Source organism: Stutzerimonas stutzeri KOS6, assembly GCF_000307775.2.
In the GTDB taxonomy this organism is placed as follows: domain Bacteria; phylum Pseudomonadota; class Gammaproteobacteria; order Pseudomonadales; family Pseudomonadaceae; genus Stutzerimonas; species Stutzerimonas stutzeri_B.
On sequence record NZ_KK020676.1, the window covers coordinates 1,400,576 to 1,425,056 of the forward strand.

Consider the following 24,481-nt stretch of genomic DNA (forward strand, 5'->3'; position numbering starts at 1 on the left):
CCCTGAACCATGAGCTGGCCTACCTGCGCGCTGTGTTCAACGAACTCGAGCGGCTTGGGGAGTGGGTGGGTGACAACCGGCTCGCGAAGGCGCGGGCGTTGAAGTTCGACGAGACGGAGATGGCGTACCTGGAGCGCGATCAGATCCAGCCGTTGCTCGCTGCCCTGGACGAGATCTCGCCGAAAGCCGGGCTGGTGGCGCGGATCTGCTTGGCCACTGGCGCCAGGTGGTCAGAGGCGGAAGGGTTGACTGCTCGCCAGGTGCGCGACTGCCGGATCCACTACACCAGGACGAAGTCCTCGAAGAACCGAGCGGTTCCGATCACCGAGGACCTGCAGACGAAGATCAAAGCCGCGCTGCCGTTCGGCGATTGCTACAAGCGATTCGGCGAGGCGGTCGACGCGATAGGCCTTGACCTGCCAGCCGGCCAGCTGACCCACGTGCTGCGCCACACCTTTGCCAGCCATTACATGATGAACGGCGGCGATATCCTCACCCTGCAGCGAGTGCTCGGCCACGCCTCGCTGGCGATGACCATGAAGTACGCCCACTTCAGCCCGGGGCACTTGGCTGAGGTGGTCACACTGAACCCGCTGGCGACGGCAGATGTAAATGGAGTGCTCAATGGCGACAATGATGGAGATAGCAGGCAAGGTTGATTGGACAACTGTCCTCGTCGCCTTAGCTACGGGCTTAAGCGCTGCATACGGCAATGTGTGGTTGTCGATAAAACAGGCGAAACGCGAGCGCACCTCTGTTCGCGCCGCTCTGCTAGCTGAGGTGGGAGCGCTAGTTGAGCTGTGCGATCGTCGTGAATATTTGCCATACATTCGGGAGGTGGCTGAGTACCTCGAGGCGCTCACAGACGAGCAACTTGAGGAATTCGCTGAGGATGCTTTCTTTCTGAAGGTGCCGATTTCTGAACACTACAACAGGGTGTATCAAGAAAACGTCGGGCGTCTCGGTACGTTGTCAGTCGACGAGGCGCGGCAAATCGTGAGGTTCTATCAGCTGGTGGATAGCGTGAGGTCTGACGTCACCGAAAACGGTGTTCTGTACGAAGGTTGCAAACAAGAAATCGTCTGGCGAGAAACAGCCGGGGTACTCGAATCTGCATTAGAAATTGGTCGCCGTTTAACCTCGGAGAGAGTGCCAATGTGGCGCCGATGGATCCAGCGTGGACGTAATGTGGACGCGTCGCTGAATTGAAATGGAATCTTTCAGGGGACTAGAAACGCGAAAGCCCCGCATTGAGGGGCTTTGAAAGGTGGTGCCGGCACCAGGAGTCGAACCCGGGACCTACTGATTACAAGTCGTAGCCTAACGCACCGAGGCCCGCAAATAGTAGGTTAAGTTAGATTCAGATTCAACATATCTAAGTAGCTGAATACATGGAGTTTTCGTTAGATTTGGCTAGAGGGGGGCAGCTGGGCGCTGTACCTCTGCTGTACCTTTCTTTGTGCAGACTATGGCAATCTGAGATCGCCGCTAGTGGTTGATCATGGTGCCAGGCTGCCCTCGCCTGATCGCCAATTATTGTGCACAGCCATGAGATCCCGGCGCGGCCAATCTGCCGCCCCCTCAACCGGCACGCCGACGGCTATTTCACCCATTATAAATATCAAGCCCTGGACTATAGCTCCATGCACTACACACATATTGAGTCTGCCTCAGTTCTCGAGGACCTAACCCACGATTGCTCTGACCATCTAGAGCTGCGACTGAGAAATAAAGGAGCCGGTACGGCATATGCAAATCAGTGTCAGTTCTGCGGCGAGTTCAGGGGCGGAGAAATTAGCAAGGCAAAAGTCAAGATACAACCTCCGCTTAGCGACATATATCTGGAAGATGCATTTTCAAAGAAGAGATCAGAGATTCTGTTGGCCATGGAAACTGTTCGGAGTTTTCCTCTGGAACCAAGAAATATTAAAACTTTCGATCAAAAACTAGCAGAATTGGAAGGCGTCATTGAGAGTTATTGTTCGGATAACGAGATTGATAAGTCGGCATTGCTGCCTATATATCTTGTACGCCAGCGTGAGCGCTATATAAACGAGGGGTACTCATCGAAATGGCAGAGCGAAGGTGAGCTTCACGAATGGTTCATAAAAAACTTTTCGAAGTGGTTTCATATTCATCACGAGGTCAGTGGGACAGGGTTCGTAAATAGAGAGCCAGAGCGCATCAGAATAGATTTTATAATAAAAGCGAAGGATAGCCTCGTTAAACATGGATTCACTGATAAATACATCGGCGTCGAAGTAAAATATTTAAGTCCAATAACGGGGAAAGGATTTCACGGGAAGAGCTCAAGAGGCATTTTTCAAGCCTTAAGCTATTGGTACAGCGGGGCTAGATGGGATTTGGAAAATGAAACAGGGGTTGAGCTTGCCACGGTATTGATCTTTAGCAATTTGTCTTTTCAAGACGAATTGGATTATATATTTGGAAGCTTGGACTGGCATTACCGAAAAATATGGAAGTCATATCTGAGCATTGCGAATCATGCCAATGTCGGTCAGCTTATAGTTAGGACCTGGAATGACGATCTCGCGTATTGGGCTATGGAGTACGATGGTGCTAAATATTACTCAATGAGTCGTGATCGCGGCCTTTCAAAAGGAAACCCTAACGTAATAAGCAAGAGGAGAATAGGAAATAGTCAAAGATAGCAATATCGAAATGCATCTATATCGCCACCCTCAACACAATGATCGGCATTCAGGTGCCCGCAAAAGCACATACATTGATAGATAAATAGAAACATCTAGATCTAGCTGTACCTAGCGAAGGGAGTAGAGGTGCGTCTTCCTAGCTGCGAAAAGCGAGTCTTAATCGCCTTTGTTCTTGATGCCTTGAGCGCTAGTCGTGCTCTTTATCCTGTTGGGGGGAGGATCCCCAACGGCTTGCTTTGCGCTGCGGGAGTTTTTCAAGCTCGCTGCTCCACTGGTCCCGCATGGGATTATTCTCGATTACGCTTCCTAACCGCTGGCCGCAGTGCTTGCAGACTACTGCCTGCATTTTTACTGTCTCAGCGCAGTAAGGGCAGGTTTTCTGCGGATCCGCTGGCAAAGCTGGCATGCAAAGTTGCCTCGGAGCTGCAGACATAGCCGCCGCGAATAGCAGGGCCAGTGGGCCGAAGAGGCACCCGAGCAGGAACCATCCCAGGCCGCTCCGGCGCTTTGCGAGCGCAATGAGTGCGCATAGAGCACCCATCACGATCCAGCAGATGATTATGAAACCCATGTCACGTCCTTATTTGGTTGGGTTAAAGGGCTGCCACGAGACTGGTAGGTCATCGCCACAGTTCAAGCACTCGATGCCTCTATCATCAACGGCGCGCACGAAGGCGTAGGTGATGTCATCCAGACTTGTGAGCAGAAGCTTTTCGCCGCCCTTGTCTTCGGCGCGCCAGGTCTCCTCGCGTGTGATCCGCTGTTGAAGCTGATCTATCTGCACGATGTCCGCCTTACTTCCGTCGATTTTTATAGTGATTAAGGGCCCTAAAAAGCCAGCCTCGGCTGCGTACATGCCGTCATAGCTATTTCCACAACCGGCCAGTGCTATGGCTGCGGCGGCAATAAAGCAGGTGTTCAGATATTTCGGATTCATACATGAGTTCCATATGGGCTACGCACCACATCCTCACTGCTCGGTATGCGTGGCAGAAGCCGAAGCTGGCAGAATATGGACCACGAACTTCGCCAGACCCGCTCGCTCAAGCATCTGAGCCAGCTTGTCGAGGCTTTTGAATATACGGGGGCCCCCACGCTGCCTTTGAAGGGTTGCCAGTTCGTCTTGCAGCTGAAGTTGCAGCAGCCAGCCATCAGCGGCTTTTATGGCCTGCGCTTCCTGGACTATGCCAGCGGCGATATAGCGCCGCAGATCGGCCTCTTTGATTGACACGAGCCACCTGCGCAATTGAAAAGTGTAGGGCCGTGGGAGGAGTGTTTTTACGCTCCTCCTCCCAGCTCGCCCAACGGCAGGGTCCCTCTACATAACCCACTGCGCCGCTGATGCCATTATATTGCTATCTATCGTCTACCCGTCAATAGTTTAATAATGAAAAATCAATAATTGTTTATTGATTAGATCCAAGCTCGAGCGCCAGCCGGTGCCGCTCGTACTTTGGATCAGCAACAGCGTCGGCCCAGCAGCTGTTCTCCAGCTCGGTACGCGCCTGGAGCTCACTTTCGCCCAGGATCTGCAGTAGCGCTGCACGAGTCGGCGCATCGTTAGTCATCAGCGCCATGGCGCGAATTTGGTAGCGTGCAGGCGAGCCGTCCGGGATCAGCGGCGGGCAGACCATCAGCGCCATTTCTAGCCCTAGCAGTCCGAGCCCCATGTTCACGCTAGCCCCCCAGGGCGAGCCTGCCAACGCAGTAGCGGCCTCCGCTTGTGTCTCACCTAGAAATGCGAACAGTGCCTGGCTGGCGGCGCCGTCGCCGGTTAGGAGCGCGACGGCCTGTAGTGGCGCGCGGGCTAGATTCATGTCCATATCGTTTCTCCTATAGCAACGCTGAAAGCAGGGCAGCTGAGAGCCCCATGAAAATGCAGCAGAATTTCTGCATCTGTTCTGCTTGGCCATGTCGATGCAATGCACTCATTGCTGCAGCAGTAGCTATCAGCAGCATCGACAGGTAGGTCAGGTGTGGAGTGAGGAATGCTATTTGGCCAGCGAGGAGTGCGGCGACAGGGATCAGCAGCACTACTGCGAGGAGCCAAGCCAAGCGGATCTTCTCGGCCATCAGGCCCTCCCGCCGTATGGCACGTTCACTTTGGGCAATTGGCTAAGCAGCTCCTCGTACCATTGCTCGTGTCGTTCCTCACTGCGTGCATCGATGCCGCTGCGTCTATTGATCTCGGTGACTAGCAGGTAGGCGCCCACTGAATCGATATCTGGGGTTTTGATCGGGCGCAGCTCGACCGGTATATCGTTGCTGCTCCGATCAAACGAGAGGACTGCGCTGAGCTGCGGATGGAGGTGATGGGGATCGCCGCGCAATAGCCAGCACAGATCCCTGTGCTTGGCCGCGCAGTCCAAGATGTGGCGTAGATTGACTGGGGTATCCCGAATCATAGTGAAATCAGCCGTTAACCAGGCCGGGAAACTGAGCATGACAGGCGACTCCAAAGTTTTGTGGGGTTGCCTATTTTCCCGATCTGCAGATGTGCCAGAAGCCACTCCCCAGGTCCGTCCGGGACTCTGAAATATGGGAGCCTAATCATTCGTCATCCTTTGGCCGACGCTTTTTTTTGCTGCGTGGAGTGCGGCCTAGGGCGAAGCCATCGCTATTGCTTGCGGGCTGACTTGCATCGATATTCGGCTTTCGAGAAGGTATGAGCTGAGCACCGAACCGTGCACTGTATCTAGCCTCGGATCTGCCACTTGGCTGTACGCCATTTGAAGATATTGATTGGGAGAACTGCATTTTCGCCCCAACACTCCCACCGCCACCGCCACCGCCACCGCCACCGCCACCGCCACCGCCACCGCCACCGCCACCGCCACCGCCACCGCCACCGCCACCGCCACCGCCACCGCCACTTTTGGGGCTAGCCGCCGCTTTACTGGCGAGCGCGGCGCCCCTGGCTGTGATCGTTGCTGTGGCTGCAGCTGCCTTAGCGACATCGGCCCCAGTTACAACTTGCTGTCGTGCCGCTCCGCCAAGGCCGCCCAGGCTGACGCCGGTGATCGTTGTGGCTAACCAGGTGCCTGCTGCAAGCAGCAGGCCGAACAACATTTGGATGCTGCCGTATATCAGGTCGAGATCGGTTCCACCGCCCTGCCAGCCGGCTGATAGTGCGGCCTGGGCCAACGCAACCGAACTCATTGCGACTGATGCTGAGACGGCAATTAAATGGCAAAAAATGATCGCGAAGACTGGAAACGCGAGCATCGCGAGCCATTGCGGGATGGTTTGCCAGCCTCTGAGGGGTGACATGGCGATGGCAATGGGACCGATGATCAGCACGAGCCAAAAGACACCCGCCATCGCGGCCACATAGGCGGGTAGCAACGTCTGCAGCTCGATCCACTTCAGATAGTTTTTACCGGCTTGCCAAGTCGATATGGTGCCGGCCACCACGGTGGAAACCGTACCAGCCTGTTTATTCGCACCGCCCGCGTACACAGCTTCCTGAACTTTTTTCCAGCTGCGGCCCGCGGCAAGCGCGCCCACATCGATGTCGGTTCTTTGACCGACGGACGTCCGGCCACCGCTCTCTACCAGGGCCCGGTATGCCTGCTCGGCGGCAAACTGTGCGACGTGGTACGCCTCCACACAGTTTTTTATCGTGAAACCCTGAGACGCTTCTTCACCACCCTGATCCGCCTGCCAGGCCACCGCGTTTTTGACGAGGGCATCGCGAACCTGTGTTGGCGCGTCGCCAATCGTGAGGTAGCTGGGTGTCACATCCGCCTTGCCGGCCTGTATCGCCGACCAATGTTCCTGCGTTGGGAGAACGTACGGGCGGTTAGTCACGAAGATGGTATCGGCTTTTGCAAGCGCGGCCAGGCCCTCGGCGCGGCGTTCTCTGACTGCGCCGGCGTCCAGAATTTCACTGAGCGTATTTGCTGTAACGACCTGCCCTGACCATGACCCGACCGACTTTACTATTTCGCCCACGCCTCGCCCGGCGATTTTCATCTGCGCCCAGACGCCACGTTGCTCGTCGGGGATCCCCAGGCCGGCTCCGCCCAACAGGCCGACGGCGTGATAAGCCTGGACCAGTGTTCTATTGGTGGAGTTTGAAAAAATCGAACTTGGTGGGGAGCACTGCTCGTTGTAATCGCGGATCAGGCGCCCGAGCTCGCTGTTTGCATACTGGCCAGCTGTGCGCTGCACGCTGTAATTCAAAAGGGCATCAGCCGGGATGAAATTCCCATCCACGCTCATGCCTTGCATGGTTTTAGCGATCGCAGAATTCAGCGATTTGTTGATCGTCATGATCACGGTGTACGCAATCTTTTGCGCGTTCGTTGCGTCGACCGTAGCCCCGCTCGTCAGCTGCAGAGGTGTTGGCTGAAGGCCATAGACAAGCGCGAGGAGGATGGCGGGACCGCTGAATGCAGCGCGAAGCGGGCCGTCCGCAGGTAGCCGAATCGCCATGATGATCAGGGATATGAATCCGAGCGTGACTATCCACTCGTTGATCTGCTGGCCAATCATCGACAAAAAAGGCGAGGTGGCAACGATTAGAAAATCGACTACGCCATCGAACAATGCGAAGAGCCAACCGAGCTTTGCAGAGTCCATTACTCGCTTCCTTTCTCGCCCGGCTGGGGCGGCTCGGGCGGCAGGCAATAGATGATCCCAGCCCCTCCCAACACGATACCTGGCCACGCGGCGAAGCCCCCCAGCGCCGGGAATAGGTCTGGGCCGAACGACGCAAGGGTTGCGCCGCAAAGGTATGAAAAGAGGGTGCCGACCAGTCGGGTGACTGTGGTTTCGTTACCATAGATCTTCATATTGTTTACTCGCCGCTTCGTTATGGTTTGGTCGATCCAAGATAGGTACTGGTGATCGCGATTCTCTCGTGGCCAAGCTCGTGCGAAATGAGGAGGCGCGCTTCTCGGTCGTTCAGCGGCGGACTAATTGAGGTCTGTGCGGTAGGAACGGCGACCTGGCCTAGCCAGCCGCGTTCGCGGCCGCCGATTAGCTGCGCATTGATTGAGGCGGTGACGGCAGGGGCTTGCTTACCGGTCAGCTCGAGGTAGCGCTGCTGCGCATACAGGTGGCGTAGGCCGTGCATTTTGCTCAGGCCCGCGGCGGCAATCTGATGCTCGTATCGCTTGAGCTGTTGTTTATATGAGAGATGGGAAGGGATCAGGCTGCCGCCTTTTGTGAATGCATGAACCTCGGTCAGCAGGTCTTCTTGGGACCGTGTCCGGATCGGAACTTCGCGGGGCTTGCCGCCTTTTGTCCAAGAACTTTTTAAAGCGATGTGGCCGCCCTGATCGGCCACTGCTGAGATGAATTTGATCGACTCTTCCCGCCGAAGCCCGAACTCGGCCTGCAAACGCAGGCTAAAGCGGACGTACGGATCGGTGATTGCATTGAGATTTGTTTGAGGGAGCTCGCGGGCGCGGCTCTCTTTGGCGATATATGAACGACGTGCTATGCCCAATTCGTCGTTACTGATTTTAGCAACGCCGCTGCGACCGGCCTTTTCGCAGGACCAGCGCAGGTGGGCCATCCGGTTTTTGATGGTCGCCGGCGATACACCAGTTACCTGCCAGTGCTGAACCAAGGCGCGCAGATGGCGCTGGCCAACGGTGTTGACTCGGAGGTTGCGGTAGCCCAGCTCGCGCAGCTGGCGGGCGCTCAGGCTCAGCGTTGCAGATCGAGCTGCTTGCGTTGCGTACGAGCCATCGCGATTGTGTTTCTGCTGCTGAATAAAATCCCAGCCCAACTTATCCATTTTCTTCGCCGATCCGTAAGTTACAAACGAGGTTCGAAACGCCAAAATTTCGAGGTAAGTGTTTGTTCCTGTCCCTTCGCAAAACTGCGGGGGAGTGAGCTTTCGCTCAGAGCGGAACGGCGTTTCACACAGCCAGCCCAACAGGGCGACGCACGACCTGCCCGGCAGCGGGCGGTGGCGCGACAGCAGGCGCTCAATCAAACGATGAGCAGCAGCTGCTTCAGCGGTGGGCATGCAAGGCATGCCGACTCGTCGAGCGTGGATCGACAAAAAAGCCGACTTTTTAGTCGGCGGGAAACCAGGGCGTCACGCTGCGCCTGGGGCTCAAGAGCCGTGCTTTATTACGAACTGTTCCCATTCAGTTCATGCCGTTTTCGCGGGGCACGACTCGGTTTTTGAGGTCTAGAGCTGGACCTTTACTCATTTGTGAAAACCCCCGGCTCAGCTGAGTGGGCTAAGCCGGGAGGGCGTGTTGCTGAACAGATTGGTTGCCAAATCAACCTGCCTTTGCCGCCGCTGACAAAGCACTAGCTACTGTCAGTGGCGGGCTGGTATGCACCAAGAAATACCTTGGGTGCATACCCCACACCAGCCGATTTCAATCCAGTTTGGAATGCCGAACAGGATGCAAAATCGTTTTTGCTGGTGATGAGGATTCTGTTAAATCACCTGACGGTCACTCAAACTAACAGGCAGAGAAATTCGTGCAACTCAAAAGCATGTCACTTTTTCCGTATTTAAAATCCGCTTAAGATTCAATGCTTTATACCTTCCAAGCCTGCTTTTTCCCAGGCTCGCAAAGCGAGCCTGGTGGGCGCTCTGCGCGCCCATACGCTGTGCGTCACTACCCAGGTGTAGTGACGCACAGCTAAAAGCAAAAGCTGCGTCGGCTGAGGTTAGGTTTTCCCTGCCACACAGCAGCTGACGCAACAGCGTCCTGCTGCGCAGTAGAAGCTACCTAGAAAGGTATTAGAGGGGATTCCCTGCCAGGCGCTGTGATCCCCTGGCGTCGGGGCTTTGAGACTGATTGTCAGAGTTACAATGTCATCACCTAGGGCTATGCCTGTCATCGGTTCGGGCTATATTTGTCAACGGTTCGGGCTATAGCTCGAGGCCGTGAAATCATCATGATTTCACTATGCGACAGATCGATTTGCCATCCGGCCTGACTGGAGCTTTCGTTTGTTTTTTGTGCAAGCTCAGCAAGGGCATCCCGGATCAAGCCTCGGCGCTTTCCTCTCTGCTGCCTGCTTGAACCAGACCAGGTTGGGCCCCAGACTCGTGCGCCGAGAGTTTCTAAATGTGCACCGTTGCCGTTCCCCAGTGACTGCCCTGGACGGATGTTAGATGACAGCCAGCAATGCAATATTTTGCCGACATCTGTTTCAAGCAGGTTTCTTTCCAGAAGAGAGACAGGCACATATTGGGCGCCGAACAGGGCGGCTGTAAGCCGCGGGTTCGCTGCTACATAAATTTGGCGCTCAGTTCGATTTATCGAGACCGAGACGAGGTTACATACACGGTCCCATCCTGTTTCCCTATCGATTTCCCTAATCTGAGTAGCCCGCAACCTGTTGAGGCTCTCCCATGCCCTGTTGGTGCTGCTGCTCGGGTGATAACCGGCATCTACCAATAGGCTTCTCAGGCTGACCGCCTTCGTCGCCACGGGACGGACTTCGTCGAGGTTAAGATCCAGCGAGCGACGTAGCTCCGCACCAATTTGGCCGGCCGGAGAAGCCTCGATGACTCGTTTTTCAATCCCCAACTGGGCGGTCAGCGCTAGCAAAAAACTCTGATCGTCCGCGCCTAATTGCTCGTAACCCTGGAACCCTATTTCCAGCCTGCCAAACCGGCGTGGTGAGACTAGAAGTCGGCCCCGTGACCTACCTTGAGTTGGAACAAACAGGCCGTCAAAAACGTGGCCAGGATCAAGTAGCGCAAAGCTAGTACGCTGCTTGCTCATAAGCCCGCCCCCTTTTCTCTTGCTTATTGGCCGCAGCAAAAAGCTCGACTGGCATCAACACACCCCCTTCGCGCCGCTCATACCAGCGGTCGTGAGGGGTCGATCCATAGTTGTTTTTGCTCACGCCGAACCGCAAAAACATACCGCGCCTGTCACAGATCGGTCCCCGATCAAGGCGATCACTGAGCCGTGCGGCCTCGGCCTCGCTCATCCTGCTCACATACCCACACCATCTCGCATTGTCGATAATCGCAGAGGCGCCTCTGGAGGCTTGCTGCTGATCCAACTGGCCATCACGAGCACTAGCTTTGCTGACGTGATGCAGGAACAGCACGGACGAGCCGGTTGCCACTGCCAATTGCTCAAGTCTGCTGATTAGCCGCGACATATCACTGTTACTGTTTTCATCGAGCTGATGAATTCGACTAAGCGTGTCGAGCACGATCAGGCGCGCCCCGGCGCTTAACGCGACGACACGATCAAGTCCCTCCTTGCTCATAACATCTAGGCGCTGCCCCATGATCGCCTCAAGCCGCAAATTCGCTGCGATGCTTTCGCGAGACTGATTGCAGAGATGCTTTCCAATCGCATGCACGCGCTGAACTAGAGCCGATGCTGGATCTTCGCCGGCGAGATACAGCACTGGCCCGTTGCGATGAGGCTCAAGCTGAACCAGGTCGCCGCCTGCCACGCCGCATGAGATAGCCATCGCTGCCTCAAGCGCCCAGAAGCTTTTCCCTACGCCGCCGGGCGATACCAACGCTCCAACTGTGCCGGCAAGGAAGCCCGGCCAGATTAGATCGAGCGCAGGCGGTTCGTTTGTGAATGCCGAGCGCAGGTCAATCATCGCCGCCACCGAGCACCGCAGCGATCTCCGATGAGCGAAAATAAACTGATCGACCGAGCCTGACCTTTGCTGAGTTAAACGCGTGTGCCTGCTCGTTCGTGCCCGGGTGAGACAGCATGTAGTTGAGGCCGCCCTCGCTCCGATGCAGTAGCTCCGCGAGCTGCCGCCGCGTCATCAATGGGCCGTAACGCTCGATCAACAGCTGTTCGAATTTTTCACTGTGCATGAGGAGATCCTTTTTGGTTCTGGATTTCCTATAACAGTGGGAAGGGAGTGCCCCTTTTTCGGCGTTTTCAACCGAACTAGCAATAATGGATTAAAACAGGCGAGATTCGGCTAGCCTCGTGGACAAAGCCCAACGTTTCTATCAGCCAGCCAATAATTCCAAATAATTCCGCATGCAGAATCGGATTCGGCTAGTTTCGGCCAATCCTGTCCAGCTGCTCGACCAGATCCTCCGCCCTGAGGTGTGTATAGCGCCTGAGCATCTGCATCGATTTATGTCCGCTGATGGCCGAGACTTGCTGATCGGATAGGCCGCCCTCGACCAGCCTGCTGACCGCTTCATGCCGCAGGTCATGGAAGCGCAAATCGGGCATGCCGAGACTCTTCTTCAACAATCCCCAGGTTTTGGTGAAGGCATAGGGACGGCGTTTCTTGTCCTTCCCTGGTTCGCCAAAGAACACTAGGTTGCAGTCTTTGGGGCGGGCGGGGTGGGCGAGAGCTGCCTTGAAAGTCTCGGTGGCCACATTTGTGAGGGGGACGGTTCGGGCGCTGTCGTTCTTGGTATCTGTAAGGCGCACTACGCGCTTTTGCAGGTCGACCTGCTGGCAGCGTAGACCGGTGATCTCTGACGAGCGCATACCCGTTTCGATGGCTATGCGGACGATCCAGCCGAGCATAGGGTTGCTGTGCGCATTCACAGCTAGCACCAGGCGGCGTTCTTCGTCGGCAGAGAGACGGCGATCACGGCCTTGGCCGGGGCTAGGTTTACGAATGTTGAGAACCGGGTTCGCCGGAAGCCCAATCCGCCACTCCTGGATCGCCACGGTAAAGAGGTGACTTAGAAGGGCTAGCTCCAGTCGGACTGTGTTGGGGCTGACTAGAGTTTTACGCCGGCTGCGCTCAGCTAGCCGGGAGTCTCGGTAGTCAGCCAGGATGTCCGCAGACAGAGCGGCCAGCGAGTATTTGCCAAGGCGAGCTATCAGTATCTTTGCGCTACCGGCTTCAGATTTGGCGGTCTTGGGGGCTTTGGTCGGTGAGACCTCCGCTAGGTAGCGGTTGAGAGCCTTCTCAAGCGTCGTGCGCTCCGAGCTGCTGCGTTCGATATAGACACCACGCACCATCTCGTCTTCGGTGCGGCGTGCCCAGTCTTCGGCATCACGCTTGGTTCGAAAGGACTTGGAGCTGGTTGGCCAGCCAGTCTTGCGGATGACTGCTTTCCATGTACCAGAGGGGGTTTTTACGAGGGTCGCCATACGTGCTCCGAGGTGTGCTCGGTACGGGACTGTACCGAAACTGTACCTCGGGAACATCTGATTACGGGGTCACGAAATTCTAACGCCCGTAAAGGCTTGGTTTGTATGGTGCCGGCACCAGGAGTCGAACCCGGGACCTACTGATTACAAGTCAGTTGCTCTACCAGCTGAGCTATACCGGCATTTGAGGGTCGCCATTATATCCATTGCGCGCTGCGAGTAAACCGTTGACTGACGGTGACTTGCAGTTGGTTATTGAGGTCGCTTCACATTTTTCGTGGTGTCACTCGCGCTCGGCGAGCAGCAGCAGGTTTCGCGGGGTCAGTTCGCTGGGGCAGAAGGTGCCAATACGGACACGATAACCCTGTTCTTCCAGCAGCAAAGCCCGGTCGAGTAGCAGCCAGAGTTCAAGCGGGCGACGGAACAGTCCGCGTACCAGCTCCAGGTTGCGCACTTCGGCCAGGTGGTGCCAGCCGCTGCGCTCCAGCGCTTGCCAGTCTTCGTTACCCGGCGCAGGCAGTTGCTTGAGGGCGGCCAGGTCGCGGCAGTAGTCGGCGAAGTCCTTCTTCAGCCAGGCGCTGGGGAGCGAGGGTACCGGAAGGTAGTCGTCCCGCTGGCGCAAGCGGCGCTGCAGCGTATCGAAGCCCAGTCTCCAGGCCATGGACTGGTCGCGATTGCGCCGTTCGCGGGCGCCGGCGGTGACGGTTTCACTCAGCGGCAGGGCGAGGTCGTCCCGCGAGAGCGTCAGCGACGAGGCCCGGGCCGCGCTTGACAGCGGCTTGTAGAGCTCGTCCCGGGTGCGGTTGTAGCAGCAGGGCGCGATGGCGAGCTGGCGACAGCCGTTGGCGATGGCCAGTTGCAGCAAGCGCACATGCAGGTCGCCGCAGGCATGCAGTGCGACCGGCGTGTGCACGGCCTGCAGCTGATCGGCGGCATCGCTGGCCAATACGTCCTGGCAGCGATGGCTCGCCCGGATGCCGAGCCGCTCGCTCAGCCTTGCGCCTGACTCGATCAGCGTTTCGTCCCACTCCAGGCAAGTCAGCGCACTTCTGTCCCTTGCCAGGTGCCGGCCGAGGTGGCCCTTGCCGGCGCACCAGTCGAGCCAGTGCCGAGGGCTTTCGCGGAATCGCAGGCGGGCGCCGAACGCCTGTATCTGCAGCGACTTACGCCCCGGTACGTCGACGCTCTGCCGGTGGTCGGCCAGTGGCTGGTGGCCAGCGGGTAGCTCCTCGATCCGGGCCAGCTGGCTGGCGTGTACCGCCAGTTGCGGGAAGGGGGCGGGCGCGGCGAGGTCGGTCGGTCGGTTATGCGCGGCTTCGGCATCGCCCAACGAGCGAGCGCGGAGCCAGGCGGCGAGTTCCGGGTGGTCGTTTTCCCATGGCAGTGGCCGTATCACGAACGGGCGCGGTCGCCAGAGTGACTGGTGCTCGATAAGAAAGCGATCCAGTGCATGGAAGCGCTCGAGCAGGAGCGGAGATACGGTCATCAGCAAGCCGGGCTCTCGGACGGGCGCCGATTGTAGCGGGATGAGGGGGGCATGAAGCACAACGCCCGTCGAAGGACGGGCGTTGTGCGTGCAGCCAGGTTAGTTGCCGTAGACCTGTTCCGGCAGCCAAGTAATGAGGCCTGGCCACATGTAGGCCACTACCAGCATGCCGATCTGGATCGCGATGAACGGCAGCACGCCCTTGTACATCACGCTGGTCGGCACGCTGCGGGGCGTGACGCCGCGCAGGTAGAACAGCGAGAAGCCGAACGGTGGCGTGAGGAACGAGGTCTGCAGGTTGATGGCGAACATCACGCCGAGCCAGACCGGGTCCAGGCCCATGGCCAGCAGGATCGGGCCGACGATCGGGACCACCACGAAGATGATCTCGATGAAGTCGAGGATGAAGCCCAGCAGGAAGATGACCAGCATCACCACCAGGAACGCGCCGAGCACGCCGCCGGGCAGCGAATGCAAGGCATCCTCGATCAGCACCTCACCGCCAAAGCCGCGGAATACCAGGGAGAACAGCGAAGCACCGATGAGGATCAGGAACACCATCGAGGTGATTTCGGTGGTACCGAACGCCACCTGCCTGAGCTGGCTGAAGTTCAACTGACCCTTGGCGATCGACAGCAGGGTGGCGCCCAATGCGCCGATCGCGGCGGCTTCGGTGGGGGTGGCATAGCCCGCCAGAATCGAGCCGAGCACGGCGGTGATCAGGATAAGCGGCGGCAGCAGGGCACCGAACAGCTTGCCCCATTCGATCGGTCCGAGCTCTTCCTGTGGCAGGGCCGGCAGTTTCTTCGGCTGGAAGATCGCCACTGCGATGAGGTAGAGAATGTACATGCCGACCAGCACCAGGCCCGGTATCAGCGCGCCGACGAACAGGTCGCCGACCGAGACGGTCTTCGGCGAGAAGATGCCCATCTTCAGCTGTGCCTGCTGGAACGCACTGGACATCACGTCGCCGAGCAGTACCAGGATGATCGACGGCGGGATGATCTGTCCGAGGGTGCCGGTGGCCGCCAGGGTGCCGGTGGCGATGGCCGGGTCGTAGCCGCGGCGCAACATGGTTGGCAACGCCAGCAGGCCCATGGTGACCACGGTGGCGCCGACGATGCCGGTGCTGGCGGCGAGCAGGGCGCCGACCACGCAGACCGAGATCGCCAGGCCGCCGCGCATGGTGCCGAACAGTCGTGACATCGATTCCAGCAGGTCTTCGGCGACGCGGGACTTCTCCAGCATCACGCCCATGAAGACGAACAGCGGTACGGCCAGCATCGTCTGGTTGTTCATGATGCCGAAGATGCGGTTGGGCAACGCGTGCAGATAGCCGACATCGAACGAGCCGGTGACCACGCCGATGCTGGCGAACAGCAGTGCCATGCCGCCCAGCGTGAACGCTACCGGGTAGCCCGACATCAGGGCGAAGCAGATGCTGACGAACAGCAGGATAGCCATTACCTCACCCATGGTTCACCTCCTGCTCCAGAGGCAGACGGCCGGTCAGGCGGTAGCCGGCCTTGACCAGGTCCGACAGGCCCTGCAAGGCGAGGCTGCCCACCAGCAACAGAATGATGCTCTTCTGCAAGTAGACGAACTTCAATCCGCCAGATTCGTTGGAGACCTCATGCGTTGCCCAGGAGCTGGTCACGTAATCCCAGCTGTTCCAGCCGAGGAACAGGCATACCGGCAGCAGGAACAGCAGATGGCCGAGGCCGTCGACAGCCACCTGCCGGCGGCCGCTGAACTTCTGGTAGAAGATGTCGACGCGGACATGGCCGTTGCGCTGCAGGGTCCAGGCTGCAGCGCCCATGAAGACCAGTGCGTGGCCGTACATCACAGCTTCCTGCAGGGCGATGGCGCCGATGCCGAAACCGTAGCGCAGTACCACCACGATGGCGGTGCCGATGACGAGAAACAGGGTTATCCAGGCACAAAGCTGGCCGAGGCGCATGTTGAACGCATCGATTAGGCCAGCCACGCGCAGGAGGGGCGGGGGGCTATGGGACATTTTTAGTCCTTCTGGTAGACGCAAGGTTGGCGGGAGAAGGCAATTCTTGCAGTACTGGCGCTTTGCAGCAATCGGCCTACGACTTTTAGCTTATGCGCTAGGCTTGAGGCGCCGGAAGCTCTAATGTTAGTCGAGCGCGGAATGGCGAATGCATTTCCGGCGCAGGTTTCGCCGTAGGAGCCGGTGGTCGGTACGGCCCGGAGGCTTGGACGGTACGAAAGCGCAAGGCGATCCGGCAAAAAAAAGCGTAGCCTTGCCGTTGCGCAATAAGAACAAATAACAAGGAGTAACCTCATGAAACGTCGTGACATTCTCACCGCCGCGGGCGTAGGCCTGGCGGCTACCGCGCTGGCCGGTTGCAATGACAAGAGCGAGAAGCCGGCCGCTGGCGACAGCAAGCAGGCCAGCGAGCAGCAAACGTTCAACTGGAAGATGGTCACGTCCTGGCCGAAGAACTTCCCTGGCGTCGGCGTCGGTGCCGAGCGTTTCGCCAATCTGGTCAACGAGATGAGCGGTGGTCGGCTGACCGTCAAGGTCTACGCCGCCGGTGAGCTGGTTCCGGCTCTGGAAGTGTTTGACGCGGTATCGCGCGGCACGGCGGAGATGGGCCATGGCGCGCCTTACTACTGGAAGGGCAAGGTCCCGGCGGCGCAGTTCTTCTGCGCACTGCCGTTCGGCCCGAACGCCCAGGAAATGAACGCCTGGCTGCATCGCGGCGGCGGCATGCAGCTGTGGGAAGAAGTCTACAAGCCCTACGGTGTGCTGCCGATGGCCTGTGGCGCCACCGGTGTGCAGACCGCCGGCTGGTTCAACAAGGAAATCAACTCCGTCGAGGACTTCCAGGGCCTGAAGATGCGTACCCCGGGTCTGGGCGGCGAAGTGCTGACCAAGATGGGCGGGACCGTGGTGAACATGCCGGCCGGCGAGATCTTCACCGCCCTGCAGACCGGTGCCATCGATGCTACCGAATGGATCGGCCCGTACAACGACCTGGCGCTGGGCCTGCACAAGGCATCCAAGTACTACTACACCCCGGGTTGGCAGGAGCCGAACGTCACCTTCGAGCTGGACGTCAACCTCAAGGCCTGGGAAACCCTGCCGGATGACCTGAAGGCCATCGTTCGTGCCGCTGCCCGTGACGTCAACGGCGACATGCTCGACGACTACAACGCCAAGAACATGGAAGCGCTGGAGCAGTTGCGCGAGCAGGGCGTGGAAGTGCGTCGTCTGCCGGATGAAGTGCTGGCGCGGCTGAAGGAAGTGGCGGCCGAAGTGGTCGACGCCTCGGCCAAGGCCGACCCGGTGGCGGCCAAGGTGTGGGAGCAGCAGAGTGCCTATCTCGAGCGGCTGTACGCATATGCCGAGCTGAACGAGAAGGACATCTACAACATCCGCGGCTGATACCGGTTCGGATGCAGAAACGCCACTCGGGCAACCGAGTGGCGTTTTTTTTGCGCCGCTGAAAGCAGTCGAGGCGGCTCAGCCCTCAAGCATGGCGTTCAGGCTGATGCGTGCGTTGAGCACCTTGGATACCGGACAGCCTTCCTTCGCCTGAGTGGCGATCTGCTGGAACTGCGCCTCGTCCGCTCCCGGAACCCGTGCCTTGAGCGTCAGGTCGATCGCCGTGATGCTGAAGCCTTCGCCGTCCTTGTCGAGGGTCACCTCGGCGCGGGTGTCGATGCGCTCGGCGGTGAGCCCGGCCTGGCCGAGCATCATCGACAGCGCCATCGAGAAGCAGCCGGCGTGGGCCGCGCCAATCAGCTCCTCCGGGTTGGTGCCGGGAACGTCCTCGAAGCGTGTATTGAAGCCGTAGGGATTGTCCTTCAGCGCACCGCTTTCAGTGCTGATGCTGCCCTTGCCATCTTTCAGGCCGCCTTGCCAGACGGCGGAAGCGCTTTTCTTCATGACATTGACCTCGCATAGATGAGTGAATGCTTCGGCGCGCCGCTCAGCGAGACTGTTCGGCCGCCAGGATGGCGCTGGCCAGCTCCATGTCGGTGGCCTGCAACTGCGGCCGTTCGCTGCGCAACTGCTGCAGCATGGCCTCCAGGTATGCGCCGCGAATCTCGCCGTTGCTGGCGACGAAGCTGCCGGCTTCTTCCCGTGCGGGGAGCACCAGCTTGTTGTCCTTGAAGGTGAGGTAGGTGGACGCGGTGGTCGCGCCGGAGGAGAGGATGTCGCGCACTCCATCGGCCATGGCACCGCCCAGTGGCACCAGGACCAGGGTGAGCGTCGCGAAAAGTGACTTGCGCATGAACGGGGACCTCCTTGCTATCTTCCTTTTGAGAGTACGCGGCGCGGACGAGAGTTCCGGTTGCGCTTAGTCGCGAGCGTCGAGCAGGTGGCGGATGCGCGCGGCCAGCCTGTCGATGCTGAAGGGCTTGGCAAGGATGTCCATGCCCGGACCGAGGAAGTCTTTGCGCATCTCGTCGTCCGGTACGTAGCCGGTGATGAACAGAACCTTCAGCGCGGGGCGATGTTGTCGGGCGTCCTCCACGAGCTGCCGGCCGTTGAGGCCCGGCAGGCCAAAATCGCTGACCAGCAGATCGAGGTGCTGGCCACCATGCAGATAGGGCAGGGCGCTAGCCGAGTCGAACGCTTCGAGCACCTGGTAGCCCAGCTCCTGCAGCACTTCCACCACCAGCATGCGCACCGCCGCTTCGTCTTCCACGACCAGCACCGTCTCGCCGTTCAGCGCACAGGGTGTTTCGGCGCTCTGCTCGGGCGGCGCCTGTGCATCGTCCTCGGTTGGATTGCGCGGCAGGTAAAGCATGACGCGGGTGCCTTCGTTCAGCTTGCTGTCGATGCTGACGTGGCCGCCGGTTTGTTTGGCGAAGCCGTAGACCATGGACAGGCCCAGGCCGGTGCCCTGGCCGATGGGCTTGGTGGTGAAGAACGGATCGAAGGCCTTGGCGATGGTCTGTGCCGACATGCCTGCGCCGTTGTCGGCGACGCACAGGACCACGTAGTCGCCCGGCTCGGGCGCGTCCGGATGACGCCGTTCGACACGCAGGTTCTGGGTGGTCACACCGAGCCGGCCACCGTCCGGCATGGCGTCCCGCGCATTGATCACCAGATTGAGCAGGGCGTTTTCCAACTGGTGGCCGTCGGTGTAGGCCAGCCAGGCATCGGGCTGCAGTTCGACCTCCAGCTGGATGTGCTCGCCCATGGTGCGGCGCAGCATATCTTCCATCGATATCACCAGCAGATTCACGTCGATGGGTTTGGGGTCCAGCGACTGGCGGCGGGCGAAAGCCAGCAGGCGATGGGTCAGCGCCGCCGCGCGGTTGGCCGAAGTGGCGGCGGCATCGATATAACGGTCGAGGTCGCCGGTGTTGCCGCTGGCGACCCGGCGCTGGATCAGGTCCAGCGCGCCGAGCACGCCGGTGAGCATGTTGTTGAAATCATGTGCGAGGCCGCCGGTGAGCTGGCCGATGGCCTCCATCTTCTGCGCGTGGCGCAGCGCCTCCTCGGCCCGCTCGCGCTCGGCCATCTCGATGTGCAGCCGGTTGTTGATGGCGGCCAGTTCGCGGGTGCGCTCGGCGACGCGGCGCTCCAGATTGTCGTTGAGTTCGCGCAGGGCTTCCTCGGCGGTGACCTGGGCGGTCACGTCAGTGTTGGTGCCGAACCAGTGGGTAACCTGGCCGAAGTCATCGCGAATCGGCAGGGCGCGGGAGAGGAACCAGCGGTACTTGCCGTCCTTGCCGCGCAGGGGAAAGGTTTCTTCCCAGATCGAGCCGATGGCGAAGGCGCGCTTCATCGAGGCGCTGACCCGGTCATGGTGATCGGGATGGTTAACCGCCCGCCAGCCCAGTGCGCGCATGGCCTCCTGGGTGGTGCCGGTGTAGTCGTACCAGCGCTTGTTGTACCAGTAGATTCGCCCGCCCGGGTCGGCCATCCAGGCGAACTGGCTCATGTTGTCGGCCAATGTACGGAACTGTTCTTCGCTCTCGCGCAGGGCGCGTTCGGCGCGCATGCGCTCATCGGCCGACCAGGCACGGTCGGCGACTTCGCGGATGAACGAGATGTCGTCGTCCAGCCAGGCGCGCGGCTGCTCCTCGAGCACCATCATCACTGCGGCGATGCGGCCTTGCTCGAACAGCGGTACGCAGACGATGCTGCGGATGCGACTCTCGGCGAAATTCTCGGCATGACTGGCGGTGCGGGCGTCGTGCAGCACGTCCTCGATCACCACCAGCTCCTTTTCCTGCAGGTCGTAGAAGAAATCCCCGTAATCGGCGAAATGCACCACCTCGCTGCTGCTGTCTGAGTTGCCGTCGCTCCAGTAGCGCTCGATGGTGGCGCTCTGGCTGGAGGCGTCGATGCTGGCAAACAGCACCCGTGAGATGCCGATGGTGCGCCCGATGACGCTGACTGCGGCATGGGCGATGGTTTCGCTGTCGTGCTGCTCGCGTAGCAGATCCCCCAGTTCGATCAGTGCCGTCTGGCGCTGCTCGGCCTGCTGGCGCTCCCTGATCTGCCGTTCGAGCATCTCGTTCATCTGCAGCATGCGCTCGGCGGCGTTGCGCTCGGCGGTTATGTCCCGCGCGGTGCCGAGGATGCGTACCTCGCCGCGGGCGTCCACCAGCCGGCGTCCGCGGTTGGCCAGCCAGATGAAAGCGTTGATGCGGGTGTCGAAGATCCGGTAGTCGAGCTGGAACTCGCCATCACCCTTGCCAGCCAGCGTATCGCCGAGCGCCTTGATCAGCTGGCCGCGATCATCCGGATGCACCCGCGCCAGGATTTCATGCACGCCCAGCCCTGGCTCATCCGGGGTCAAGCCGGCCATCGCCTTGAGTTGGGTGTCCCAGTGCAACGAATGTTGGTTGTCGCGGTATTCCCAGACGCCGATCGAGGCGATTTCGTTGGCCAGGCTGATGCGCTGTTCGGCTTCGCGCAGTGCCTTGTTGGCGCATGCCCGTTCGGCGGCGCCGCGGATTCGCCCCAGCACTTCGCGGGTGAGGCCGATGTCGTCCTGGCTCCAGGGTCGCGGTTGGCTGCGAACGAACAGCAGCACCGTCGGCTGGGTGCCGGGCTCGATGCAGGGCAACTCCGACAGCAGCAATGAGTGGCAGGCGAGGTTCTGACGCAGAGTCTCGCTGCGGGTGTCGTCCGCAGCGAGCACGAGGGTGCTGCCGCGGGCCAGGCGCTCGGCCAGGCCAGCCCCAACCGCCGCCAGTGCATGCTGGCCGAGCCGGCTCGGCGCGCCTGCAGCCAGCCATTGCTGCTGGACGACCAGCGTCTCGCCCTCCAGCCAGCCCCAGGCGATGCAGTCGCATTGCGTCAGCCGTGCCAGGCGCTCGTCGAGTACACAGCGGATGTCCACATGCTCGCTGTCGGCTTGCAGGCAGTCGCTCAGTTCCAGCAGGAAAGCCTGCAACGCCTGGTGCTGGGTGCGCTCGCTGATATCGCTGAAGGTGCAGATGGCGCCCTGCAGCTCGCCATCGCGATAGATCGGTACCACGTGGTATTCCACGGGCAGGCTGCTGCCGTCGACGCGATAGAACAGCTCGTGCTCGACATGCCGTGGCTCGCCGGTAGTGGCGGTGTGCTGGATTGGGCAATCCTGCACGCGATAGGGGCTGCCGTCGGGGTGGCTGTGGTGGATCAATTGATGCAGCTGCCGGCCCAGCACCTCGTCGCGGCTGCCGAAGCCGAGCAGGTTGAGGAAGGCGTCGTTGCACAGGGTGATCGCACCGCTGCGGTCGATGGAGTAGAAGCCTTCGGTGGCCGAATCCAGCAGCAGCCGGGTAAAGGCCTCGCTTTCCAGGCGCTGCTCACTGTCGATGATCTCCAGTTCGTGGCGCAGTCGGCGCAATTCCAGCAGTGCCATGGTTTGGCGTGCCAATGCCTGCAAATGGCTGCGCTGGCGTGTGCTCAGCTCGCGTGGCTGGCAGTCGTAGACGCACAGCGTGCCCAGCGGCAGGCCGTCAGCGTCACGCAGGATCGCCGCGGCACAGAAGCTGGCGCGCCGCCCATCGGCAAGGCAAGGCAGTTCCAGCGGCGCAACAAGCGCATCGGCACGCTGCTCGACCAGCGCCCCCGCCTGCTGGATGGCCCAGGCGGAAAAGGAGCGGGCGCGTTCCAGCGGCTGGTGGTCGAGGGCGAACGCAGCCTTGCAATGCTGCTGTCGTTCAGTGATGAAGTGAATGGCTGCGGCTGGGCAGGCGCACAGCTCCGCCGCGATGACGGCCAGTTCGTCGAAGTCCGCGTCGGGCGGGCTGTCGAGCGCGGGATAGCGAGCCAGTGCGATCAGCCGCTCAGCTTCGTTCCAGGTCGCTGTGGGGGCGCTGTATTCGGCGTTCAAAATGTCCTGCTCGGCTGTCCATGGCGTTGAGTAATTCAGGCGAATCCATAGTGAAACACTCGGCTGCGGGGCGGTTGCCGCGTGGTCAGCAAAAGACTACGCCGAGCCTGCTTGGTTCAGGCTGCGCACGGCAAAATCCCCGACGAACGGAGCGGTATTGGCGGCCCTCGGGGTTGCCACCGCTCACCGGGAACGACTGGCGTTCAATGCCTGGAGCAGTGCCGCATCGCGCTTGTAGATGTCCGGGCGATAGCGTGGGCGACCATTGGCGTCGGTGTCCGCCGTCCAGTAGGCGATCAGGATCGGTGTCGGGCGGGCGAGGCGGTATTCGTGGGACCTGCCGGATCGCAGCAGTGTGGCGACCGTTTCCCGTTCGCTGCCGTCGAGCAGCAGGTCGACCAGCTGCAGTGCCGACTCGACGCGCACACAGCCGGAACTGAAGGCTCGCGCAGTGCGGTTGAACAGCGATTGGCTGGGCGTATCGTGCAGGTAGACCGAGTACGGGTTGGCGAAGCGTATCGCCACTTGCCCGAGCGGGTTGGCCGGCCCGGCGTCCTGGCGCAGCAGGATGCCGCGGGGGTTGCCCCAGTCGATCTGCAACGGGTCCAGGCTGTTGCCCTGGGCATCGAGTACGCGCATCTGGTTGCGGGCCAGGTAGTCCGGGTCCTGGCGGATCAGCGGCAGCTTGTCCTGCTTGAGGATGGTCGGCGGCACCGTCCAGGTGGGATTCAGCGTGAGGCGGGTGATCTGCGATTTCAGCGGCGGCGTCTGGCGTTCCTGGCGGCCGACCTGGGTGCGCGTCTGCCAGAACGGGCAGCTGTCGCGGAAGTAGATCAGACGGGCACCGGCGATATCGACCAGCAGCGACTGCGCTTCGAGGTCGCGGCTGATCCAACGCAGTCGCTCGAGGTTGATGCGCAGTTGATCGAGCCGGCTGGCCGGGCTGACGTTCAGTGCGGCCAGGGTGCCGGCGCCGACCACGCTGTCCTGCTCCAGGCCATGCTGCAGCTGAAAGTCCTTCACCGCTTCGACCAGTTCATCGTCGTAGCGCTGGTCCATGGCCGGCGCGCTGCTGGCAGCGCCCAGCAGCTCGCGCAGCAGCGGCACGCGCGCATCGCTGCTGCCGGGACGCAAGGTCGGCCCGGTCGGTATCGGGCGCCAGGCCGGCAACGGGCGCTGGCGCAGATCGGCGTAGGCCGCCCGCAGGTCGCGATAGAGCGCGTGGCGTGGGCGCGCCCGGTCGAACGCCTGCGGCAGATCGACCAGGCCCTGCACGGCGATCTGCAGCAGGTCGCGATCGTCGCGTGCCGGGGCGTCCGGGCTGCGCCAGATGGGCTCGATGTCGGCCTGTCGCAAGCGCCCGTGAGACAGGTGCTGCAGTGCTTCGAGGTAGGCGTGGCTGGCGAAGATGTCACTGCACTCGCGATACCACGGTGCGGGCGTGCTCCGCTGCATCTGTTGGCGGATGCGCTCGGGCTGGTACTGCGCCGGGTCCAGGCCGTCGTCGGCCAGCAGGGCGAGCTGTTGCAGCAATTCGTCCAGCATGGGGTAGGACGTCCAGACCAAATGCCAGTGCGCGGCCTGGTAGAACGCCTTCAAGCGTTGCAGCGCCTCGGCGGGCAGGTCAGCCGGGAGCGCCGGGCAGCTTTGTGGCAGCGCTTCAAGTGCATTTGCGATCGGCATTGATGAGGGCGCTGGCGGCGCGGCGAAGGCTGCCCAGGGCATGAGACAGAGCCAGAGGAGCAGACGAGATGCACGTTTTTTGACCAATGTTCCGCTCCAGTCCGTTGCGGTGGCTGCTAGACTGCGGCTCTCAGGGCAGCGGCCTCGGCGGCTGTCGATCTAGCGTTCGGACATAAAAACATATCGTGCCGGGTCTCGGGAGGTTGTTCGTCCTGCCCGGCTTCGTGCGCTGCGGCCAGACAGACATCGCCAGGCCGTGGCCAATCGGATTGCCAG

At 60.3% G+C, this 24,481-nt stretch carries 23 protein-coding genes and 1 tRNA gene; 5 read left to right on the plus strand and 19 right to left on the minus strand.

Going from position 1 to position 24,481, the window contains the following annotated elements:
- From B597_RS34505 to B597_RS47005, 3 genes are all read left to right on the plus strand, one after another.
- Window positions 1–659 (plus strand): phage integrase (locus tag B597_RS34505; protein WP_082321513.1); only part of this gene is annotated, 659 nt, incomplete at its 5' end.
- The gene (locus B597_RS34510; RefSeq protein ID WP_003296808.1) at window positions 625–1,209 is read left to right on the plus strand and encodes a hypothetical protein; all 585 of its coding nucleotides are present in this window, start codon (window positions 625–627) and stop codon (window positions 1,207–1,209) included. The genes B597_RS34505 and B597_RS34510, both read left to right, overlap by 35 nt.
- Before the next feature lie 434 nt (window positions 1,210–1,643).
- On the plus strand, window positions 1,644–2,672 hold the full coding sequence (locus tag B597_RS47005; RefSeq protein WP_152028164.1) for a hypothetical protein: 1,029 nt from the start codon (window positions 1,644–1,646) through the stop codon (window positions 2,670–2,672).
- A gap of 190 nt (window positions 2,673–2,862) precedes the next feature.
- On the opposite strand, the gene B597_RS47975 is transcribed toward B597_RS47005, so the two are convergent.
- Window positions 2,863–3,246 carry a zinc ribbon domain-containing protein gene (locus B597_RS47975; protein ID WP_003297388.1) on the minus strand — a complete coding sequence of 128 codons (384 nt, stop codon included), beginning with the start codon at window positions 3,244–3,246 and terminating at the stop codon, window positions 2,863–2,865.
- A gap of 9 nt (window positions 3,247–3,255) precedes the next feature.
- Window positions 3,256–3,612 (minus strand): hypothetical protein, encoded by a 357-nt coding sequence (locus tag B597_RS34515; RefSeq protein ID WP_003296810.1) that lies wholly within the window; start codon window positions 3,610–3,612, stop codon window positions 3,256–3,258.
- A gap of 75 nt (window positions 3,613–3,687) precedes the next feature.
- On the opposite strand from B597_RS34515, the gene B597_RS34520 reads away from it, so the two are divergent.
- A complete protein-coding gene (locus B597_RS34520) occupies window positions 3,688–3,903 on the plus strand; it encodes a hypothetical protein (RefSeq protein ID WP_003297389.1) in 216 nt (71 codons plus the stop codon).
- A 178-nt stretch (window positions 3,904–4,081) separates the two neighbouring features.
- On the opposite strand, the gene B597_RS34525 is transcribed toward B597_RS34520, so the two are convergent.
- The 13 genes from B597_RS34525 to B597_RS34585 all read right to left on the minus strand — a co-directional run bounded on the left by B597_RS34525 (window position 4,082) and on the right by B597_RS34585 (window position 16,215).
- Complete coding sequence (locus B597_RS34525) at window positions 4,082–4,498, minus strand: hypothetical protein (RefSeq protein WP_003297390.1); 417 nt, start codon at window positions 4,496–4,498, stop codon at window positions 4,082–4,084.
- Between the two features lie 10 nt (window positions 4,499–4,508).
- Window positions 4,509–4,748: a hypothetical protein gene (locus tag B597_RS34530; RefSeq protein ID WP_003297391.1), complete on the minus strand. Its 240-nt coding sequence runs from the start codon at window positions 4,746–4,748 to the stop codon at window positions 4,509–4,511.
- Entirely contained in the window at window positions 4,748–5,119 is a 372-nt protein-coding gene (locus B597_RS34535; RefSeq protein WP_003296813.1) for a hypothetical protein, read from the minus strand. Before B597_RS34535 ends, B597_RS34530 begins: the two co-directional genes overlap by 1 nt.
- 106 nt (window positions 5,120–5,225) lie before the next feature.
- Complete coding sequence (locus B597_RS47630; RefSeq protein ID WP_024161985.1) at window positions 5,226–7,259, minus strand: hypothetical protein; 2,034 nt, start codon at window positions 7,257–7,259, stop codon at window positions 5,226–5,228.
- 232 nt (window positions 7,260–7,491) lie between these two features.
- A complete protein-coding gene (locus tag B597_RS34550; protein ID WP_003296818.1) occupies window positions 7,492–8,424 on the minus strand; it encodes a phage integrase N-terminal domain-containing protein in 933 nt (310 codons plus the stop codon).
- A gap of 1,066 nt (window positions 8,425–9,490) precedes the next feature.
- Complete coding sequence (repC, locus tag B597_RS46420) at window positions 9,491–10,387, minus strand: replication protein C, IncQ-type (protein ID WP_082321517.1); 897 nt, start codon at window positions 10,385–10,387, stop codon at window positions 9,491–9,493.
- Window positions 10,368–11,234, minus strand: coding sequence for a helicase RepA family protein (locus B597_RS34555; RefSeq protein WP_031323436.1), 867 nt, complete (start codon window positions 11,232–11,234; stop codon window positions 10,368–10,370). The genes repC and B597_RS34555 overlap by 20 nt, the downstream gene beginning before the upstream one ends.
- Window positions 11,227–11,460: a hypothetical protein gene (locus B597_RS34560; protein WP_003296821.1), complete on the minus strand. Its 234-nt coding sequence runs from the start codon at window positions 11,458–11,460 to the stop codon at window positions 11,227–11,229. The genes B597_RS34555 and B597_RS34560 overlap by 8 nt, the downstream gene beginning before the upstream one ends.
- A gap of 190 nt (window positions 11,461–11,650) precedes the next feature.
- The gene (locus B597_RS34565; protein ID WP_003296823.1) at window positions 11,651–12,712 is read right to left on the minus strand and encodes a tyrosine-type recombinase/integrase; all 1,062 of its coding nucleotides are present in this window, start codon (window positions 12,710–12,712) and stop codon (window positions 11,651–11,653) included.
- Window positions 12,713–12,818: 106 nt separating this feature from the next.
- Window positions 12,819–12,894, minus strand: a tRNA-Thr gene (locus tag B597_RS34570).
- Window positions 12,895–12,995: 101 nt separating this feature from the next.
- Complete coding sequence (locus B597_RS34575; protein ID WP_024161987.1) at window positions 12,996–14,198, minus strand: methyltransferase; 1,203 nt, start codon at window positions 14,196–14,198, stop codon at window positions 12,996–12,998.
- A gap of 99 nt (window positions 14,199–14,297) precedes the next feature.
- Window positions 14,298–15,674, minus strand: a complete 1,377-nt coding sequence (locus tag B597_RS34580) for a TRAP transporter large permease (RefSeq protein ID WP_003296825.1) — start codon at window positions 15,672–15,674, stop codon at window positions 14,298–14,300.
- Entirely contained in the window at window positions 15,667–16,215 is a 549-nt protein-coding gene (locus tag B597_RS34585) for a TRAP transporter small permease subunit (RefSeq protein WP_003297396.1), read from the minus strand. Before B597_RS34585 ends, B597_RS34580 begins: the two co-directional genes overlap by 8 nt.
- Before the next feature lie 294 nt (window positions 16,216–16,509).
- Here B597_RS34585 and B597_RS34590 point away from each other — a divergent pair, with 294 nt between their 5' ends.
- Window positions 16,510–17,616: a TRAP transporter substrate-binding protein gene (locus B597_RS34590; protein ID WP_003296829.1), complete on the plus strand. Its 1,107-nt coding sequence runs from the start codon at window positions 16,510–16,512 to the stop codon at window positions 17,614–17,616.
- Window positions 17,617–17,694: 78 nt separating this feature from the next.
- On the opposite strand, the gene B597_RS34595 is transcribed toward B597_RS34590, so the two are convergent.
- The 4 genes from B597_RS34595 to B597_RS34610 all read right to left on the minus strand — a co-directional run bounded on the left by B597_RS34595 (window position 17,695) and on the right by B597_RS34610 (window position 24,247).
- Complete coding sequence (locus B597_RS34595) at window positions 17,695–18,120, minus strand: OsmC family protein (protein ID WP_003296831.1); 426 nt, start codon at window positions 18,118–18,120, stop codon at window positions 17,695–17,697.
- A 43-nt stretch (window positions 18,121–18,163) separates the two neighbouring features.
- Complete coding sequence (locus B597_RS34600) at window positions 18,164–18,469, minus strand: DUF2388 domain-containing protein (RefSeq protein WP_003296832.1); 306 nt, start codon at window positions 18,467–18,469, stop codon at window positions 18,164–18,166.
- 66 nt (window positions 18,470–18,535) lie between these two features.
- A complete protein-coding gene (locus B597_RS34605; protein WP_003296833.1) occupies window positions 18,536–22,048 on the minus strand; it encodes a PAS domain S-box protein in 3,513 nt (1,170 codons plus the stop codon).
- 657 nt (window positions 22,049–22,705) lie between these two features.
- On the minus strand, window positions 22,706–24,247 hold the full coding sequence (locus B597_RS34610) for a L,D-transpeptidase family protein (RefSeq protein WP_082321519.1): 1,542 nt from the start codon (window positions 24,245–24,247) through the stop codon (window positions 22,706–22,708).
- Window positions 24,248–24,481: the final 234 nt, after the last annotated feature.